Annotated in this window: 13 protein-coding genes; 6 read left to right on the forward strand and 7 right to left on the reverse strand. The window is 73.3% G+C overall.

The genetic code is table 11. The annotated features are described in order from the left end of the window. Positions 1 to 74 precede the first annotated feature (74 nt). The 3 genes from WBQ80_RS06275 to WBQ80_RS06285 all read left to right on the forward strand — a co-directional run bounded on the left by WBQ80_RS06275 (position 75) and on the right by WBQ80_RS06285 (position 4,551). Positions 75 to 3,485: an endo-1,4-beta-xylanase gene (locus WBQ80_RS06275; RefSeq protein WP_337282494.1), complete on the forward strand. Its 3,411-nt coding sequence runs from the start codon at positions 75 to 77 to the stop codon at positions 3,483 to 3,485. A gap of 241 nt (positions 3,486 to 3,726) precedes the next feature. Next, on the forward strand, positions 3,727 to 3,999 hold the full coding sequence (locus tag WBQ80_RS06280) for a hypothetical protein (protein WP_336572641.1): 273 nt from the start codon (positions 3,727 to 3,729) through the stop codon (positions 3,997 to 3,999). Between the two features lie 162 nt (positions 4,000 to 4,161). After that, on the forward strand, positions 4,162 to 4,551 hold the full coding sequence (locus tag WBQ80_RS06285; protein WP_336572642.1) for a RidA family protein: 390 nt from the start codon (positions 4,162 to 4,164) through the stop codon (positions 4,549 to 4,551). 43 nt (positions 4,552 to 4,594) lie between these two features. On the opposite strand, the gene WBQ80_RS06290 is transcribed toward WBQ80_RS06285, so the two are convergent. From WBQ80_RS06290 to WBQ80_RS06300, 3 genes are all read right to left on the reverse strand, one after another. Further along, positions 4,595 to 5,038: a VOC family protein gene (locus tag WBQ80_RS06290; RefSeq protein ID WP_336572643.1), complete on the reverse strand. Its 444-nt coding sequence runs from the start codon at positions 5,036 to 5,038 to the stop codon at positions 4,595 to 4,597. A 121-nt stretch (positions 5,039 to 5,159) separates the two neighbouring features. Further along, positions 5,160 to 5,708, reverse strand: coding sequence for a dihydrofolate reductase family protein (locus WBQ80_RS06295; RefSeq protein WP_336572644.1), 549 nt, complete (start codon positions 5,706 to 5,708; stop codon positions 5,160 to 5,162). 4 nt (positions 5,709 to 5,712) lie between these two features. After that, positions 5,713 to 6,759: a LacI family DNA-binding transcriptional regulator gene (locus WBQ80_RS06300; RefSeq protein ID WP_336572645.1), complete on the reverse strand. Its 1,047-nt coding sequence runs from the start codon at positions 6,757 to 6,759 to the stop codon at positions 5,713 to 5,715. Between the two features lie 121 nt (positions 6,760 to 6,880). Here WBQ80_RS06300 and xylA point away from each other — a divergent pair, with 121 nt between their 5' ends. The 3 genes from xylA (at position 6,881) to WBQ80_RS06315 (ending at position 10,977) form a co-directional block, all read left to right on the forward strand. Further along, positions 6,881 to 8,074: a xylose isomerase gene (gene xylA, locus WBQ80_RS06305; protein WP_336572646.1), complete on the forward strand. Its 1,194-nt coding sequence runs from the start codon at positions 6,881 to 6,883 to the stop codon at positions 8,072 to 8,074. A 165-nt stretch (positions 8,075 to 8,239) separates the two neighbouring features. After that, positions 8,240 to 9,724: a xylulokinase gene (gene xylB, locus WBQ80_RS06310; protein WP_336572647.1), complete on the forward strand. Its 1,485-nt coding sequence runs from the start codon at positions 8,240 to 8,242 to the stop codon at positions 9,722 to 9,724. After that, on the forward strand, positions 9,721 to 10,977 hold the full coding sequence (locus WBQ80_RS06315; RefSeq protein ID WP_442892717.1) for an endo-1,4-beta-xylanase: 1,257 nt from the start codon (positions 9,721 to 9,723) through the stop codon (positions 10,975 to 10,977). Before xylB ends, WBQ80_RS06315 begins: the two co-directional genes overlap by 4 nt. On the opposite strand, the gene WBQ80_RS06320 is transcribed toward WBQ80_RS06315, so the two are convergent. From WBQ80_RS06320 to WBQ80_RS06335, 4 genes are all read right to left on the reverse strand, one after another. Beyond that, positions 10,967 to 12,079 (reverse strand): glycerate kinase, encoded by a 1,113-nt coding sequence (locus tag WBQ80_RS06320; RefSeq protein WP_336572648.1) that lies wholly within the window; start codon positions 12,077 to 12,079, stop codon positions 10,967 to 10,969. The two genes, WBQ80_RS06315 and WBQ80_RS06320, sit on opposite strands and share 11 nt — an antisense overlap. After that, complete coding sequence (locus WBQ80_RS06325; RefSeq protein WP_336572649.1) at positions 12,076 to 12,792, reverse strand: ThuA domain-containing protein; 717 nt, start codon at positions 12,790 to 12,792, stop codon at positions 12,076 to 12,078. The genes WBQ80_RS06320 and WBQ80_RS06325 overlap by 4 nt, the downstream gene beginning before the upstream one ends. Before the next feature lie 43 nt (positions 12,793 to 12,835). After that, entirely contained in the window at positions 12,836 to 14,833 is a 1,998-nt protein-coding gene (locus tag WBQ80_RS06330; RefSeq protein ID WP_336572650.1) for a beta-galactosidase, read from the reverse strand. Between the two features lie 131 nt (positions 14,834 to 14,964). After that, positions 14,965 to 16,254, reverse strand: coding sequence for an ABC transporter substrate-binding protein (locus tag WBQ80_RS06335; protein WP_336572651.1), 1,290 nt, complete (start codon positions 16,252 to 16,254; stop codon positions 14,965 to 14,967). Positions 16,255 to 16,368: the final 114 nt, after the last annotated feature.

Raw genomic sequence — 16,368 nt, forward strand, 5'->3', positions numbered from 1 at the left:
GCCCGCGCAGCCGCCATGGACCCCGCACCCCGCACCCCGCACCACACCACCGACCGCGCAAAGGAGCGCAGCACATGCATCGACGAAGGACACTGGGATCCCTCGCGCTCGCCACGGCCACCGCCGTGCTCGCGACGCTGGGCCTCGCCACCTCGGCGAGCGCCGAACCCGTCACGGTGAGCGCCACCGACTTCGAGGAGGGCACCGCCGGCCCATGGGGCCCGCGCGGCGGCGTCTCCCTCGCGGTCACCGACGCCGAGGCCCACGGCGGCACGAGGAGCCTCGCCGTGACGGGACGCACGGCCGAGTGGCAGGGTGTGTCGGCGAGCGCCGCCGCACTCGGCCTGCAGGCCGGCGCGACCTACGAGTTCTCGGCGTGGGTCAAGCTGCCCCCGGGCGAGTCGGGCGCGAGCGGCATCCACTTCACGGCCGAGCAGGCCCCCGCGGGCGGCGGCTCGAACACCTACACGTGGATCGGCGGGGCCGTCGAGGCGACCGCCGACGGCTGGGTCGAGATCGGCGGCAGCTACACGTTCCCCTCGGGCCTCGCGAGCGCCGACCTCTACGTCGAGGCGGCGCCGATCGACGACCGCCATCCGTCGTTCCTGGTCGACGACCTCGTCATCACGACCGAGGACGCCGGAACCGGGCCGCCCCCCGTCGGAGAGGTCGTGATCGACAGCGACTTCGAGGACGGGCTCGACGGCTGGACGCTCCGCGGCGGAAGCGGGACGACCACCGCGTCCGTCGAGCTGTCGACGGCGCAGGCGCACGGCGGAACGCAGTCCGCGGTCGTGACGGCGCGAGCGACGCAGGGCGACGGCATCGGCCGCGACGTGACCGGCCTGCTCGACCCCTCCGTCACCTACGAGCTCACCGCCTGGGTGCGATTCGGCGAGGGGCAGCCCGTCGACGACGTGTGGCTCAGCCGCGCGAACACGACCGGCGGCACGACCGCCTTCGCGACGCTCGCGCAGTTCGACGCCGTGACGAACAGCGGCTGGACCGAGGTGACCGCGACCTTCCAGGGCTCCGACGCCGACGCCTCGCTGCTCTACTTCGAGACCCGCTGGGACGACGGCGCGGTCGGCAACGTCAGCGACCTCTACGTCGACGACGTCGTGCTCCGCGTGCCGGAGCCCCCGGTGATCGAGGACCTCACGGGCATCCTGGAGACCGTCGACTTCCCCGTGGGCGTCGCGATCGACAGCCGGGAGACCTCCGGTGCGGCATCCGAGCTGCTGCTGCGGCACTTCGACCAGGTCACGCCCGAGAACTTCATGAAGCCCGAGGCCTGGTACGACGCGAAGGGCGACTTCGTCACCGCGAACGTCGAGGCCGACGCGCTCATGGACTTCGCGCAGGAGCACGACCTCGGCGCGTACGGCCACGTGCTCGTCTGGCACAGCCAGACGCCGCCCGCGTTCTTCCAGGACGAGACGGGCCGGCCGCTCGCGGCCGACGACGCGGGCAGGGCGGTGCTGCGCGAGCGGCTGCGGACGCACATCTTCGACGTCGCCTCCTACCTGGCCGACCGCTACGGTCCCTTCGGCTCGGAGACCAACCCGCTGCGGGCGTTCGACGTCGTGAACGAGGTCGTCTCGGACGGCAGCGAGTTCGCCGACGGCCTGCGCCGCAGCGAGTGGTACCGCATCCTCGGCGAGGAGTTCATCGACCTCTCGTTCGCGTACGCCGACGAGGCCTTCAACGAGGAGCACGCGGCGGATGGCGCGGAGCGGCCGGTCACCCTGTTCATCAACGACTACAACACCGAGCAGGGCGGCAAGCAGGAGCGCTACCGTGCGCTCGTCGAGCGGCTCCTCGCGCGCGGCGTGCCGGTCGACGGCGTCGGGCACCAGTTCCACGTGAGCCTCGCGATGCCGGTCTCGGCGCTCGAGCAGGCGATCGTCGCGTTCGAGGACCTGCCCGTCACGCAGGCGGTCACCGAGCTCGACGTCACGACCGGCACCCCGGTCACGCAGGCGAAGCTCGTCGACCAGGGCTACTACTACCGCGACGCCTTCCGGGTGTTCCGCGAGCACGCCGAGTCGCTGTACTCGGTCACGGTGTGGGGCCTGACGGACGGCCGCAGCTGGCGCGCCGGCTCGGGGGCGCCGCTCCTGTTCGACGACCGGTACCGGGCGAAGCCCGCGTACTTCGGCGCGGTCGACGGCGAGCTCCCCGCCCCGCAGCGCGCCGCGAACGTGTTCGCGGGCGACGTGGCCCTCGACGATGCGGCCACGGCGTCGCCCGAGTGGGCGCGCCTGCCGCTGCACGCCGTGGAGGACGTGGCGGAGTTCCAGCTCCGCTGGGCGGCCGACCACCTGACCGTCTTCGCGAGCGTCGACGATGCGACGGCCGACGCCGGTGACGGCGTCGAGCTCCAGGTGGGCGAGGCCGTCGCGACCGTCGTCCGCGACGGCTCGGGCGACGTCGAGGCGATCGTCGAGGAGCGCGACGGCGGGTACGACGTCGTCGCCCACGTGCCCCTGGCAGGCGTCGGCGAGGGCGACTCGCTCGCCTTCGACCTCCGCGTGGCGGGGGCTTCGGCCGAGACCGCCGGATGGAACGCTCCGGGCGTGCTCGGCACGCTGACCCTCGTCGAGCCGCTCTCGTACGTCGAGGTCGTCCGCGCCGACGCCGCGCCCGCGGTGGACGGCGTGATCGAGGCCGCGTGGAGCGACGCCGCGGTCGTCCGCACCGAGAAGGCCGTCGTCGGCGAGACGGGGGCCACGGCCGACGTCCGCACCCTGTGGTCGGGCGACACGCTCCACGTGCTCGCCGAGGTCGCCGACCCCGTGGTCGACGTGAGCGGCTCCGACCCGTGGATCCAGGACTCGGTCGAGGTCTACGTCGACCCGGGCAACGCCAAGAACGGCTCGTACCGGTACGACGACACGCAGATCCGCGTGAGCGCCGCGAACGCGGTGTCGTTCGGCACGGGTGACGAGGCGTTCCAGCGGGCCCGCGTGCAGAGCGCGACGGCGCTCGTCGACGGCGGCTACGTCGTCGAGCTGTCCGTCGACCTCGGCGACGCCGCGGGCGAGGGCTCGTTCCACGGCCTCGACGTCCAGGTCAACGACGCGGCCGGCGGACAGCGGACGTCGATCCGCAACTGGGCGGACCCGACGGGCGCCGGCTACCAGTCCACCGCCCGCTGGGGCGTCGGACGGTTCGTCGCTCTCCCCGCGCCGACGGTCGTGGAGAACGTGACGGCGCCGTCCATCGTGGGTCACGCCCTCGCCGGCCGGGTCGTCGTCGCGGACCCCGGGGAGTGGAGCCCCGAGGGCGTCGAGGTCGCCTACCGGTGGCAGCGCGACGGCGTCGACATCGCCGGCGCGACGAGTGCGTCGTACCGCGTGACCGGCCGCGACCGGGGCACCGAGCTGACGGTGGTCGTCACGGCGACCTCCGCCGGGCTCGAGCCCGGCGTCGCCTCCGCGACGGTCGCCGTCCCGTCGGCGGCGGGACGACCGTCCTCCTGACCGCCCCGACACGCGGCGCCGCCGGCTGGGAGCAGTCCCCGGCCGGCGGCGTCGTGCCCGCCGGGCGGAGACGCCGGGGCGGCCGTGCACGGACGAGCCTCCGACCGGGGGTTTTTCCTGCTGCTCACCTGGTAGCGCAAGGGGGCACGGCGCATTCGTCGGATGCTGCGCCGTACTGCTTACATCGGTGTCGGTGCAATTCGCACTGACGAGCACCAATGAAGAGAAACGTGATCAACGTATGAGCACCAACACCCGTAACGGCGTCGACCGCCTCACCACCGAGACCAAGGCGGCCTTCAAGACCACCGAGTTCATCGCCTACGTCGTCGTCCTCGTCGGCATGTTCATCGCCTCCGCGGTCGTGGACGGCAACGAGGACGGCCAGGGCTTCGGGGCGGAGCAGGTGTGGTTCTTCGCCACGCTGCTGACGATCGGGTACATGGTCAGCCGCGGCCTGGCGAAGGCCGGCAGCCGCGAGGTCTACGACCGCGACCGCGACGACCGCCACTGAGCCGAGCCGAGCCGGACGGGCACCGACCCGTCCACCGGCGCGACGAGGGCCCCTGCCATGCAGGGGCCCTCGTCCTCGTTCCGCCCGCCTCGCCCCGACGGAGCGGGAGGGGCGATGTCGGTGCCCGGGAGGAGACTCGGCCGTGAACCGAGAGGATCCGCCATGACCCACGTCACCCCGGTCGACCCGGACCAGCTGCCCCGCAGCCCCGCCTTCGCGCAGGGCATGATCGCGCCATCCGGCCCCACGCTCTACGTCGGCGGCCAGAACGGCACGGATGCCACGGGCGCCCTGCTCGACGGCCTGCGCGCGCAGACCGAGCAGGCCCTGCGCAACGTGCTCGCCGTGCTCGCCGAGGCGGGCACCGGACCGGAGCACGTCGCGAAGCTCAACATCCACCTGGCCCCCGACGTCGACCCGACCGACGCCTATGCGGCGAGCGCGGCCGTCTGGGGCACGCACCGGACGGCCGTGACCGTGCTCGCCGTGGCTCCGGCCAAGCCGGGGGCGCTCGTCGAGATCGATGCGATCGCGGTCATCCCGCGGGAATGACCGACCCCGCCGCGGAGCCGGCCGGCATGTGCTCGGCCTGCCGTCAGCCGGCCTCCTTCGTCAGGTCCTGGGCGAGCATCACGATGATGCCGCTCGGCCCGCGCAGGTACGTGAGCCGGTAGAGGTCCCGGTACTCGGCGACGCCCCGCAGCGGATGGCAGCCGTGCCGCGCGGCGATCGCGAGGGCCTCGTCGATGTCGTCGACCGAGAACGCGACGCGGTGCATCCCGATCTCGTTGGGCAGCGTCGGCTGCGTCTCGATGGCGAGGTCGTCGAGGTACTCGAACAGCTCGAGCCGGCCCGAGCCGTCCGGCGTCTGCAGCATCGCGATGCGCGCGTGGTTCCCATCCAGGCCGACCGCGGTGTCGGTCCATTCGCCGCTCACCTCGTCCCGGCCGAGGACCTCGAGGCCGAGGTCGGTGAAGAAGGCGATCGTCGCTTCGAGATCCCGGACGGCGATCCCGACGTTGTCCAGTCGTATGGCCATGCGCGGCATGCTACCGAGCGAGGCGGGCGGCCGCAGGGGAGCCCGATCCCGGCGATCGGACGAGCGTGCGACCGCGCACGACACCGTCGCGCATCGACGGCCACCGCGGCGATGTCGACGCCTAGCGCCGCGGCTCGTACCGCAGCGCGACCGCGCCCGAGGCGTAGTCCTCGCGGTCGACGAGCCGCAGGTCGAGCGCATCGGGCAGCCCGTCGAACAGCCGGCGGCCTCGCCCGACCACCCGCGGGTGCACCACGAACTCGTACTCGTCGATGAGCCCGAACTCCGCGAGCGCCATCGGCAGCGTCACGCCGCCGACGAAGACGCCGCGCTCCGAGTCGGCCTTGAGCCGCCGGACGGACTCCTCCAGGTCGCCGCGCACGAGCTCGGCGTTCCAGTCCACCCGATCGAGCGTGCTCGACACGACGTGCTTCCTCGCCGCGTCGATCGTCCGCGCGAACGGGTGCGTCCACTCGGGCATCGCATCGAGCGCCGACGGCAGCCGCCACGCCTCCTCCATCAGCTGGTAGGTCACCCGGCCGAAGAGCAGCGTGTCGGCCCGCGCGAGGGTCTCGACGGCGTGGCGATGCAGTTCCTCGTCGGCCGGGATCTCGCGATGGTCGCAGCATCCGTCGACCGTGACGTTGATGGAGTACCGGAGGTCGCCCATCGCCTCAGGGTACGACGGATGCCGGCGGCGGGGCAGTGCTCTCGCGGACGACGAGGCTCGTGGCGAGGTCCATGCGCGGCGTCGGCGCGCCCGGTCCCGGCGGCTCGTCGGCCAGGCGGACGGCGAGCCGGGTCGCCTCCTCGCCCATGCGGCGCAGCGGCTGGTGCACCGTCGTGAGCTTCGGGGTCAGCCACGCCGCGAGCGGTATGTCGTCGTAGCCGACCACCGAGAGCTCCTCGGGTACCCGGATGCCGCGCTCGCGCGCCGCCTCGAGCACCCCGAGCGCCTGCATGTCGCTGCCGGCGAAGATCGCGGTCGGCCGCTCGGGCGCGTCGAGCAGTTCGCGGGCGCGGTCGCGTCCGCCCGACACGTGGAAGTCCCCGAACCGGATCCACGACTCGTCGATCGGCAGTCCCGCGGAGTTCATCGCCGACCGGTAGCCGTCGATGCGGGCCAGCGAGCACATCATGTCGGCCGGGCCGGTGATCGCGGCGATCCGGCGGTGACCGAGTTCGATGAGGTGCCGCGTCGCGGCGAGCCCGCCCGACCAGTTCGCCGAGCCCACCGACGGCGCATCGGCGGACGGATCGCCGGCGGGATCGACGATCACGAACGGGATGGCGCGCGCGTGCAGCCGCTCCCGGTACTCGGGCGCGAGGTCGCTGAACACGAGCACGACGCCCACCGGCCGGCGGCGCATGACGCCGTCGATCCAGTCCGGGTCGGGCGAGTGCCGGCTCCCGCTCACCGTCAGCACGACCGACAGCCCGTGCTGCTTCGCCACGGACTCGACCCCGTCGATGAGCTCCATCGACCAGATCGGGTCGAGCTCGTGGAACACGAGCTCGATCAGCTCCGCGCGCGACTCCGACCGGCCCGCGCCGCGCCGCCGGTAGCCGCGTTCGGACATGACCCGTTCGACGCGCGCGCGCGTCGCGGCCGCGACATCCGATCGCCCGTTGAGGACCTTCGAGATCGTCGAGAGCGAGACCCCCGCCTCGTCGGCGATCTCGGCGAGCGTGACGCGCTCCGTCGCGGCATCCGTTGACATGTTTCGAAGTCTAGCCACGAAAATTGCGATCGGATGGCGCCGCTCGTCTTGCGGAGCGCCTGGACCATCAGTTATGTTGGACAGGCCAACAAATCGATGACGATGCCCGAAAGGCCCGCACATGGCAGTGACGCCCACCCGCGACGACAAGTTCTCCTTCGGCCTGTGGACCGTGGGCTACAACGGCACCGACCCCTTCGGCGGGCCGACGCGCAACGCCCTCGACGTCGTCCACGTGGTCGAGCGGCTGTCGGAGCTCGGCGCCTACGGCCTGACCTTCCACGACGACGACCTGTTCGCGTTCGGCTCCTCCGACGGCGAGCGCCAGACGCAGATCGACCGGCTGAAGCAGGTCCTCGCCGACACGGGCGTCGTCGTGCCGATGGTCACCACGAACCTGTTCAGCGCTCCCGTCTTCAAGGACGGCGGCTTCACCTCGAACGACCGCCGGGTGCGTCGCTTCGCGCTCCGCAAGGTCATCCGCAACATCGACCTCGCCGCCGAGCTCGGCGCGAAGACGTTCGTCATGTGGGGCGGGCGCGAGGGCGCCGAGTACGACGCAGCCAAGGACATCCGGTCGGCGCTCGAGCGGTACCGCGAGGCGGTCGACCTGCTCGGCGACTACGTGACGGACAAGGGCTACGACCTCCGCTTTGCGATCGAGCCGAAGCCGAACGAGCCCCGCGGCGACATCCTGCTGCCCACCGTCGGCCATGCGCTCGCGTTCATCGAGTCGCTCGAGCGCCCCGAGCTCGTCGGCCTCAACCCCGAGGTCGGGCACGAGCAGATGGCGGGCCTCAACTTCGCCGCCGGCATCGCCCAGGCGCTCTACCACGGCAAGCTCTTCCACATCGACCTCAACGGCCAGCGCGGCATCAAGTACGACCAGGACCTCGTCTTCGGCCACGGCGACCTGCACAACGCGTTCGCGCTCGTCGACCTGCTCGAGTTCGGCGGGCCCGACGGCGGCCCGGCGTACGAGGGCCCCCGACACTTCGACTACAAGCCCAGCCGCACCGAGGACGAGGACGGCGTCTGGGAGTCGGCCGCCGCCAACATGCGCACGTACCTGCTGCTCAAGGAGCGCGCCGCGGCCTTCCGCGCCGACCCCGAGGTGCAGGAGGCGCTCGAGGCCGCGAAGGTGCCCGAGCTCGCGCAGCCCACGCTCGGCGAGGGCGAGTCGTACGACGACCTGCTCGCCGACCGCTCGGCCTTCGAGGACTTCGACGCGTCGGCGTACCTCGGTGGAGAGGGCTTCGGCTTCGTGCGCCTGCAGCAGCTCGCGACCGAGCACCTGCTCGGCGCGCGCGGCTGACCACCGCTCGCCGTCCCGCCGTCCCGCCCACCCCGCCGTCCCGCTCACCCCGCGACCCACCCATCCCCGCCGAGTGATGCACCTCGCCGCGAGTGATGCCGTTCCGCCGGCATCACTCGGCGGGAACGGCATCACTCGACCGATCTCGCTCATCAGGAGGACACCGTGGCCCTCGTCGCCGGCGTCGACTCGTCGACGCAGTCGTGCAAGGTCGTGATCCGGGATGCCGCGACCGGGGCGCTCGTGCGTTCCGGTCGCGCGCCGCATCCCGACGGCACCGAGGTCGATCCCGCCGCGTGGTGGGGCGCGCTGCTCAGCGCGTTCGCCGACGCCGGCGGGTTCGACGGCGTCGAGGCCGTGTCGATCGGCGGGCAGCAGCACGGCATGGTCGTGCTCGACGCCGAGGGGCGTGTCATCCGCGATGCGCTGCTCTGGAACGACACGCGCTCGGCGCAGGCGGCGCGCGACCTGATCGCCGAGGTCGGCGCCGACGGGTACGCCCGCCGCACGGGCGTGGTTCCCGTCGCGTCGTTCACCGCCACGAAGCTGCGGTGGCTGCGCGACGCCGAGCCCGAGAACGCCGACCGGGTCGCGGCGGTGGCGCTCCCCCACGACTGGCTGACCTGGCGCCTGCGGGGATACGGTCCCGAGGCCGACTCGCCGCTCGGTCCCGTGCTCGAGGAGCTCGCGACCGACCGGTCCGACGCGTCGGGTACGGCGTACTGGGGCGCCGAGGGATACGACCGCGACCTGTTCGTCCTCGCCCTCGGGCACGACGCGGTCCTCCCCCGCGTGCTCGGCCCGGGCGAGGCGGCCGGTCGCACGCCGGACGGGATCCTCGTCGGTGCCGGCGCGGGCGACAACGCGGCGGCGGCACTCGGGCTCGACGCGGCATCCGGCGACGTGGTCGTGTCGATCGGCACGAGCGGCACGGTGTTCGCCGTGACGGATGCCCCCGTCGCCGACGTCTCGGGCACGGTCGCCGGGTTCGCGGATGCCACGGGCCGGTTCCTGCCGCTCATCGCCACGCTGAACGCCGCGCGAGTGCTGGACGCCACCGCGAACCTGCTCGGCGTCGACCACGCCGAGCTCGGGCGCCTCGCGCTCGAGGCCGAGCCCGGGGCGTCCGGCGCCGTGCTCGTGCCGTACTTCGAGGGCGAGCGGACCCCGAACCTGCCCGACGCGACGGCCTCGTTCACGGGGCTGACGCTCGCGAACACGACACGCCCCTCGATCGCGCGCGCCGCGGTCGAGGGACTGCTCTGCGGGCTCGCCGACGGCCTCGACGCGGTGCGGTCCCAAGGGGTCGCCGCGCGCCGGGTGCTGCTCATCGGCGGGGCCGCGCAGAACCCGGCCGTGCGGCGCATCGCGGCGCAGGTGTTCGACGTGCCGGTCGTGGTGCCCGCGCCCGGCGAGTACGTCGCCGACGGCGCCGCGCGCCAGGCGGCCTGGGCGCTCGGCGGCGAGCGGCCGGCCTGGCCCGTCGAGGGTGCCGACGAGCTGACCCCCGACCCGCGCCCGCTGATCCGCGACCAGTACGCCGCGCGCGCTGCCGCGGTCACGCACGCCGCGACGATCGAGGTGCCGGTTCCGCCGGCACCCGGCGCCCCGGATCCGGCGGAAGCGGCATCCCGCGCGGGGGGCGCGTGAGCTCGCTCGCCCCGGTCGGCACGCGCGGCGGCCCCGAGCACCGGCTCGGCACGACGACGCTCGAGGTGACGGATGCCGCGGGCGCGCCGCTCGCCGACACCGAGGTCGTCGTCGGGCAGACCGGCCACGCGTTCACGTTCGGCAACATCGGTTTCGACCTGGTCGACCTCGCGAACGGTCGGGCCGAGCCCGGCGACGACGAGCTCGGCGAGCGCTACGTCGAGGTCTTCAACGCGGCGACGCTCCCGTTCTACTGGCGCGACTTCGAGCCCGAGCGCGGACGCCCGCGCACCGACGAGCTGCGCCGCGCCGCCGAGTGGTTCCGCGACCGCGGCGTGGCCGTGAAGGGGCACCCGCTCGCGTGGCACACGCTCGCGCCCGCGTGGCTGCTCGACCGCCCGCTCGACCAGGTCGAGCAGACGCTGCGCGCCCGCATCCGTCGCGACGCCGGCGATTTCGCCGGCCTCATCGACACGTGGGACGCGATCAACGAGGTCGTGATCATGCCGGTGTTCGGGGCCGAGGACAACGCGATCACGCCGCTGGCGCGCGCCCGCGGGCGCATCCACATGATCCGGCTCGCGTTCGAGGAGGCGCGCGCCGCGAACCCCCGCGCGACATTGGTGCTCAACGACTTCGACCTCTCGAGCGCGTACGAGTGCCTCATCGAGGGCGTGCTCGAGGCCGGGATCCGACTCGATGCGATCGGCCTGCAGACCCACATGCACCAGGGCTTCCGCGGCGAGGAGGCGCTCGTGGGGATCGCCGACCGCTTCGCCCGCTACGGCCTGCCCCTGCACTTCACCGAGACGTCGCTCGTCTCGGGCGACCTCATGCCGCCCCACGTCGTCGACCTCAACGACTGGCAGGTCGACGAGTGGCCCTCGACACCCGAGGGCGAGGCGCGCCAGGCCGACGAGCTGGAGCGTCACTACCGGGCTCTCGTCGGCCATCCGGCCGTCGAGTCGATCACCTACTGGGGCATCACCGACCGGGGCGCGTGGCTGAATGCGCCGATCGGGCTGCTCCGGGCGGATGGCACGCCCAAGCCCTCGTTCGACGCGCTGCGCGACCTCGTCAAGCGCGAGTGGTGGTTCCCGCCGACGACGGCGCGAACGGATGCCGCGGGGCGACTCGCCGTCCGCGGCTTCGCCGGCGACTACGCGGTGCGCCCGTCGCGATCGACGGATGCCGCTGCTGCGACGTTCACGATCGCACGCGGCGCCGACGCCGAGGCATCCGTCATGCTCTGACCGCAGCGGCGAGTGCCGCACCCGCGGCCTCGAGCCAGCGCAGCGGCTCGGCCATCGCGGCCGCGCCGCGGCCCGCGAGCTCGGTCAGGGATGCGGACGCGGCGAAGCCGGAGGCGTCCGCCTCGATGGCACCGGCGACGAGGGCGACCGGCACGCCGGCGGCCGCCGCCCGCGCGGCCACCTCGCTCGGCACCTTGCCGGCCGCGGACTGGCCGTCGAAGCGGCCCTCCCCCGTGATCACGAGGTCGGCGCCGGCGAGCGCCTCACCGAGCCCGATCGCCTCGGCCACGGCGCCGGCGCCGGCCGCCATCGTCGCGCCCCACGCCAGCAGCCCGAAGCCCGTCCCGCCGGCCGCGCCCGCGCCCGGCGTCGCGGCGAGCGCCTCGCCGTCCGGCACGCCGCGCGCCAGCCGCGCGAGGTTCTCCTCCATGGCCTCGACCATCGCCGGCGTCGCGCCCTTCTGCGGCCCGAACACCGCTGCCGCGCCCGACGGTCCGAGCAGCGGGTTGGTCACGTCGCCGAGGATCAGTGCGCCGCCCGACGGGAGTGCGCGGAGGCCCGACAGGTCGACGTGCGCGAGCGTGCCCAGGCCGCGCGCGCCGAGCCGCACGGGCCGCTGCTGCGCGTCGAGGAGGATGCCGCCGAGCGCGGCGAGCGCGCCCGCTCCGCCGTCGGTCGACGCGCTCCCCCCGATCGCGAGCAGCAGCCGCGCGGCGCCCGCGTCGAGCGCTGCGGCGATCGCCTGCCCGAAGCCGACCGTGTGCGCGTCGAGCGGCCGCAGCGGGTCGAGCAGGGTGATGCCGCTCGTCAGTGCGAGCTCGACGACCGCGGTGCCGTCGGGCAGTCGCAACCATGCGGCGTCCGTGGGCCGGTCGTCGGGGCCCTGCACCGTGACGGGCACGCGCTCCGCGTCCGGGACCGCGGTCGCGAACGCGTCGAGCGTGCCCTCGCCGCCGTCGGCCATGGGCTTCGCGACGAGCTCGTCGGCGGGCGCGACCGATCGCCATCCCCGCGCGAGCGCCCCTGCGGCGTCGGTCGCGGTCGCGGTGCCCTTGAACGAGTCGGGCGCGACCACCACCCGGCGCGGAGCGGCCGCGCTCATGCGGCGGACACGCCCGTCCACCCGCCGGTGGGCGCCGGGACGTGCGAGAGCCACTCGATCGCCCGCGCGATGAGGGCGCGATGCTCGGCCGAATCGTACGAGCGGGTGTCGTGCCCCAGTGCGTCGTAGACCAGCCGGGACCGCCCCAACTCCCTGGCCCAGACGAGCGGATGCCTGAATCCGCCCTCCTCGTGCTCGGCGATGGGCTCGATCACGTCGTGCAGGCGCAGGCCCGTGTAGCGCTCGTCCTCGAGCGTGAAGTCGGCGAGCCCGTCGCGGACGGGGTGGTTGCCGATCAGGTGCACGCGGGCCTCGCCGAACGGCGGATGCCACGAGATCCCGTCCTCCCAGCGCCCGCCGATCGCGCGGTGGAACGCCGGATGGTCGCGCAGGCTCGACGCCGAGGAGTGCATCGCGAGGATTCCGATGCCGCGGTCGATCGCGGCCTCGAGCGCGGTGCCGTCCACGGCGCCCGCCGCCGAGGGCGGGCCGGGTGCCGCACCCTCCGGCGACGGGACGGTGGGGTCGCCCGCGTTCACGACGAGCAGGCGCACGTCGTCGCCGAGCGCCGCGAGCGCGGCATCCACGTCGTCGCGCACCTCGACCTCGAACCCGGCCTCGCCGACGATGGACGCGAGGCGGGCGGTGGTCTCGGGGTAGGGGTGCCACGGGTCGGCGTACCGCCCGGCACCGCTCAGGATGATCGCGCGCATCGGAGGCTCCTCGTCGGCTGGTGGTTCGTCTCGTGGCCGGTGCTCAGTCGGCGAGCACCATGCACCAGTCGTACGCCTCCAGCTCGACGCCGTCCACCCGCTGGCCCGTGATCGCGTCGGTTCCGGTGACGTCGACGGATGCCGCCGGTCCGCCGTGGTTGACGAACGTGAGCAGCGATCCGCGGCGCGCCGCCTCGACGTGCTCGGGGAGCCCCGCGGCGACCGGCTCCACCCCGGTCGCCGCGAGGAGTCGGTCGACGACGGCGTGGACGCCCTCCTCGTCGGGGATGGTGGCGAGGTAGCGGGCGGTGCCGCGGCCGGCCGCGCGGACCGTGAGCGCCGGGTCGCCCGCGCGGCGGCCCGCGGTGAACACGGCCTCGACGCGTGCGTCGTCCGACACCACGTGCAGTTCCTCGGCGACCAGCGTGCCGGTTCCCGCGAGCCCGCCGTCGCCCGCGAACGGCGCCGCGCGCTCGCCCGGTTCGCCGGGCGCGGCGTCCGTCGGCACGAGCGCCCCGAAGTCCTCGACGCGGATGCCGCAGAGCGGGCCGAGCTGCGTGGCGAACCCGCCCTCGCGGAACCGGTCGATCTCGTCGACCACGTCGGTGAACGGCCCCGCGAGCAGGTGCCCGCCGGCCTCGACGAACGCGGCGAGCGCGGCGGCATCCGTCTCGCGGACGAGGTACAGCAGGGGTGCGATCGCGAGGTCGTAGCCGTCGCCGACGCGAGCGGCGGGCACGACGTCGACCTGCACGTGCCGCCGGTGCAGTGCGCGGTGCCAGCACTGGATGATCGCGAGGTAGTCCAGCCGGTTCTGCGGGTGGTCGGACGCCTCGACGGCCCACCAGTTCTCCCAGTCGAAGACGAGCGCGACGCGCGCGTTCCTCGTCGCCTCGCCCGCGGGCAGCTCGGGCAGCGCGGCGAGCGCCTCGCCGAGCGCGACGGACTCGCGCCACGTGCGGGTGTCGGTGCCGGCGTGCGGCAGCATCGCGGAGTGGAACTTCTCGGCGCCCGCCCGCGACTGCCGCCATTGGAAGAACAGGATGCCGCCGGCCCCGCGTCCGACCGCCTGCGCGCTCAGCGCGGCCATCTGCCCGGGCGCCTTCGGAGCGTTCGACGGCCGCCAGTTGAGCGCGTTGGTCGACTGCTCCATGAGGATCCACGGCACGTCGGGCTTCAGCGACCGGACCAGGTCGCGCTGGAAGGCGGCCGCGCGGAACGACTCCGGGTCGTTGGGGTCGGGGTAGGCGTCGTCGCTGATGACGTCCATGTGCTCGGCCCACTGCGCGTAGTTCGCGGGCTTGAACGCCCCCATGAAGTTCGTGGTGACGGGCTGGGTCGCACCCGCCGCGCGGATGAGCTCGCGCTCCATGAGGTAGCACTCGAGCAGCATGTCGCTCGTGAACCGTCGGAAGTCGAGCTCCTGGCCCGGGTTGCGGGAGTACGGCGCCTTGCGCGGCGGGAACACCTCGTCGAAGGACTGGTAGCGCTGCGACCAGAAGCTCGTGCCCCAGGCGTCGTTCAGGGCGTGCACGTCGCCGTACCGGTCGGCGAGCCAACGGCGGAACGCGTCCCGGGCGTTGTCCGAGAAGTCGGCGTGGAGGTGGCATCCGTACTCGTTGTTCACGTGCCACATGACGACGGCCTGATGCCGCGCGTAGCGTTCGGCGAGCGCCGTGACGAGCTCGCCCGCGAGGCGGCGGTACACGGGGGACGACGGCGCGAACTGCTGGCGGCTGCCCGGCCAGTAGGTGGCGCCGTCCTCATCCTGCGGGAGCATCTCGGGGTAGGCGGCCGTCGCCCACGGCGGCGGCGAGGCCGTCGCCGTGGCGAGGTCGACGGCGATGCCGCCCTCGTGCAGCAGGTCGACGACCCGGTCGAGCCAGCCGAAGTCGAACTCGCCCTCGCGCGGCTGGATGCGCGACCACGAGAAGATGCCGAGGCTCACCATGGTGACCCCGGCCTCGCGCATGCGCGCCACGTCCTCGGACCAGGTCTCCTCGGGCCACTGCTCGGGGTTGTAGTCGGCGCCGTAGTGCACGGGGTCTCCTCGTTCGTCGGGTGCGCTCGTCGGAGCGGGGTCCGGCCCGAACACCCGAGTGGGCGATCCCGGCGGTCCGTTCGACCGGATGCCGCCGGGTTCGCCCACTCGGTGCGGGTGGTGCCGCGCGGTCAGCCGAGGATGACCTGCGCCTCGCTGAAGAACTGCTCGACCGCCTCGTCGACGGTGATCGCGCCGAGGCCGATCGACTTGCCGAGATCCCAGAAGGTCTGCTCGAGCGAGCCGTAGCCGACGACCGGGACGGGCGGGGCGTCGCCGATGCGGTCGGACACCGACTCGAGGTAGTCGGCCACCTGGGCGTCGACGCCCTCGAGCGTCGTCCCGGCGAGCTTGGTCTCGGAGGCGGGGAAGCCGAGCGTGGTGCCGAAGATCTCGCCGGCCTCCTCGCTGTTCACGACGAAGTCGAGCCACAGCGCGGCCGCCTCGGGGTGCTCGGTGTCGGCCGAGATGGCCATCTGCAGGCCGGCCTGGCGGTAGAGGTCCTTGCCGTCGGGGTCGTCGGTCGGGGGCGGCACCATCGTGACGGACTCGGCACCCGAGTCGGCGAGGTAGCCGCCGAGGAAGTTGCTCCAGCTCGCCTCGCTCGCGGTGCGGTTCGAGCCGAAGCCCGAGATCGGGGCGATCTCCTCGAGCTGCTGCTGCGGGATCGTCACGCCGTCGCGCGCGTCGGCGCCCGAGTCCCAGAAGTCGCGCAGCTGGTCCTCGGTGAAGCCGAGCTCGCCGTCCTCGGTGTAGAGGTTCTCGCCCTGGGCGCGCAGCACGTTCTCGAAGTTCTGGATGCGCTGGGTCAGGTCGGTGCCGCCGTACACGGTCCCGCCCGTCGCCTCGGTCACCGACGCCATCCACTCGGTGTACTCCTCGTGGGAGGTGCCGCCCTCGTAGGGCTCGACGCCCGCGTCGGCGAGCAGCTTGTCGTTGAGGAACACCGCCCAGGCGCTGTAGCCCGTGGGAAGCGAGTACTGGGTGCCGTCGAGCTGGCCGGTCTCGCGCAGCGAGTCCTCGAATGCGTCGAAGTCGACGTATTCGGAGACGGTCCCGAGGTCGAGGAGCAGGCCCGGCTCGGCGTACTCGCGGAGGTACGAGTCGGAGAACTGCCACACGTCGGGGAGGCCGCCGCCGGCCGCCTCGGTCTTCCGCTTCTCCCAGTACGAGGGGAAGTCGGTGAAGGTCCCGTCGATCGTGATGTTCGGGTGCTCGTCCTGGAACGCGTCGATGAGCTGCTGGTAGCGCTCGGCGCGGTCCTCGTTGCCCCACCAGGTGAAGTTCAGCGTCACCTCCTCGTCGGGGTCGTATGCGGATGCCTCGGTGCCGGCGCTCGAGCAGCCGGTCAGGGCCAGGGCCGCGGCGCCGGTCATGGCTGCGGCGGCGAGCAGACTGCGCCGGCCGTTCCTCGTGAACATCGTCGTCCTCCGTATGGGTCTGGGGGTGCGCTCGAGAATAGTGGGAAAGCGCTTGCCGGAACTGTAGCCTGAGTGCGAGCCTGTCGTCAACGACCACTTCCGACCGACCTGGGA

This window comes from Agromyces sp. CCNWLW213, from assembly GCF_037199545.1.
In the GTDB taxonomy this organism is placed as follows: domain Bacteria; phylum Actinomycetota; class Actinomycetes; order Actinomycetales; family Microbacteriaceae; genus Agromyces.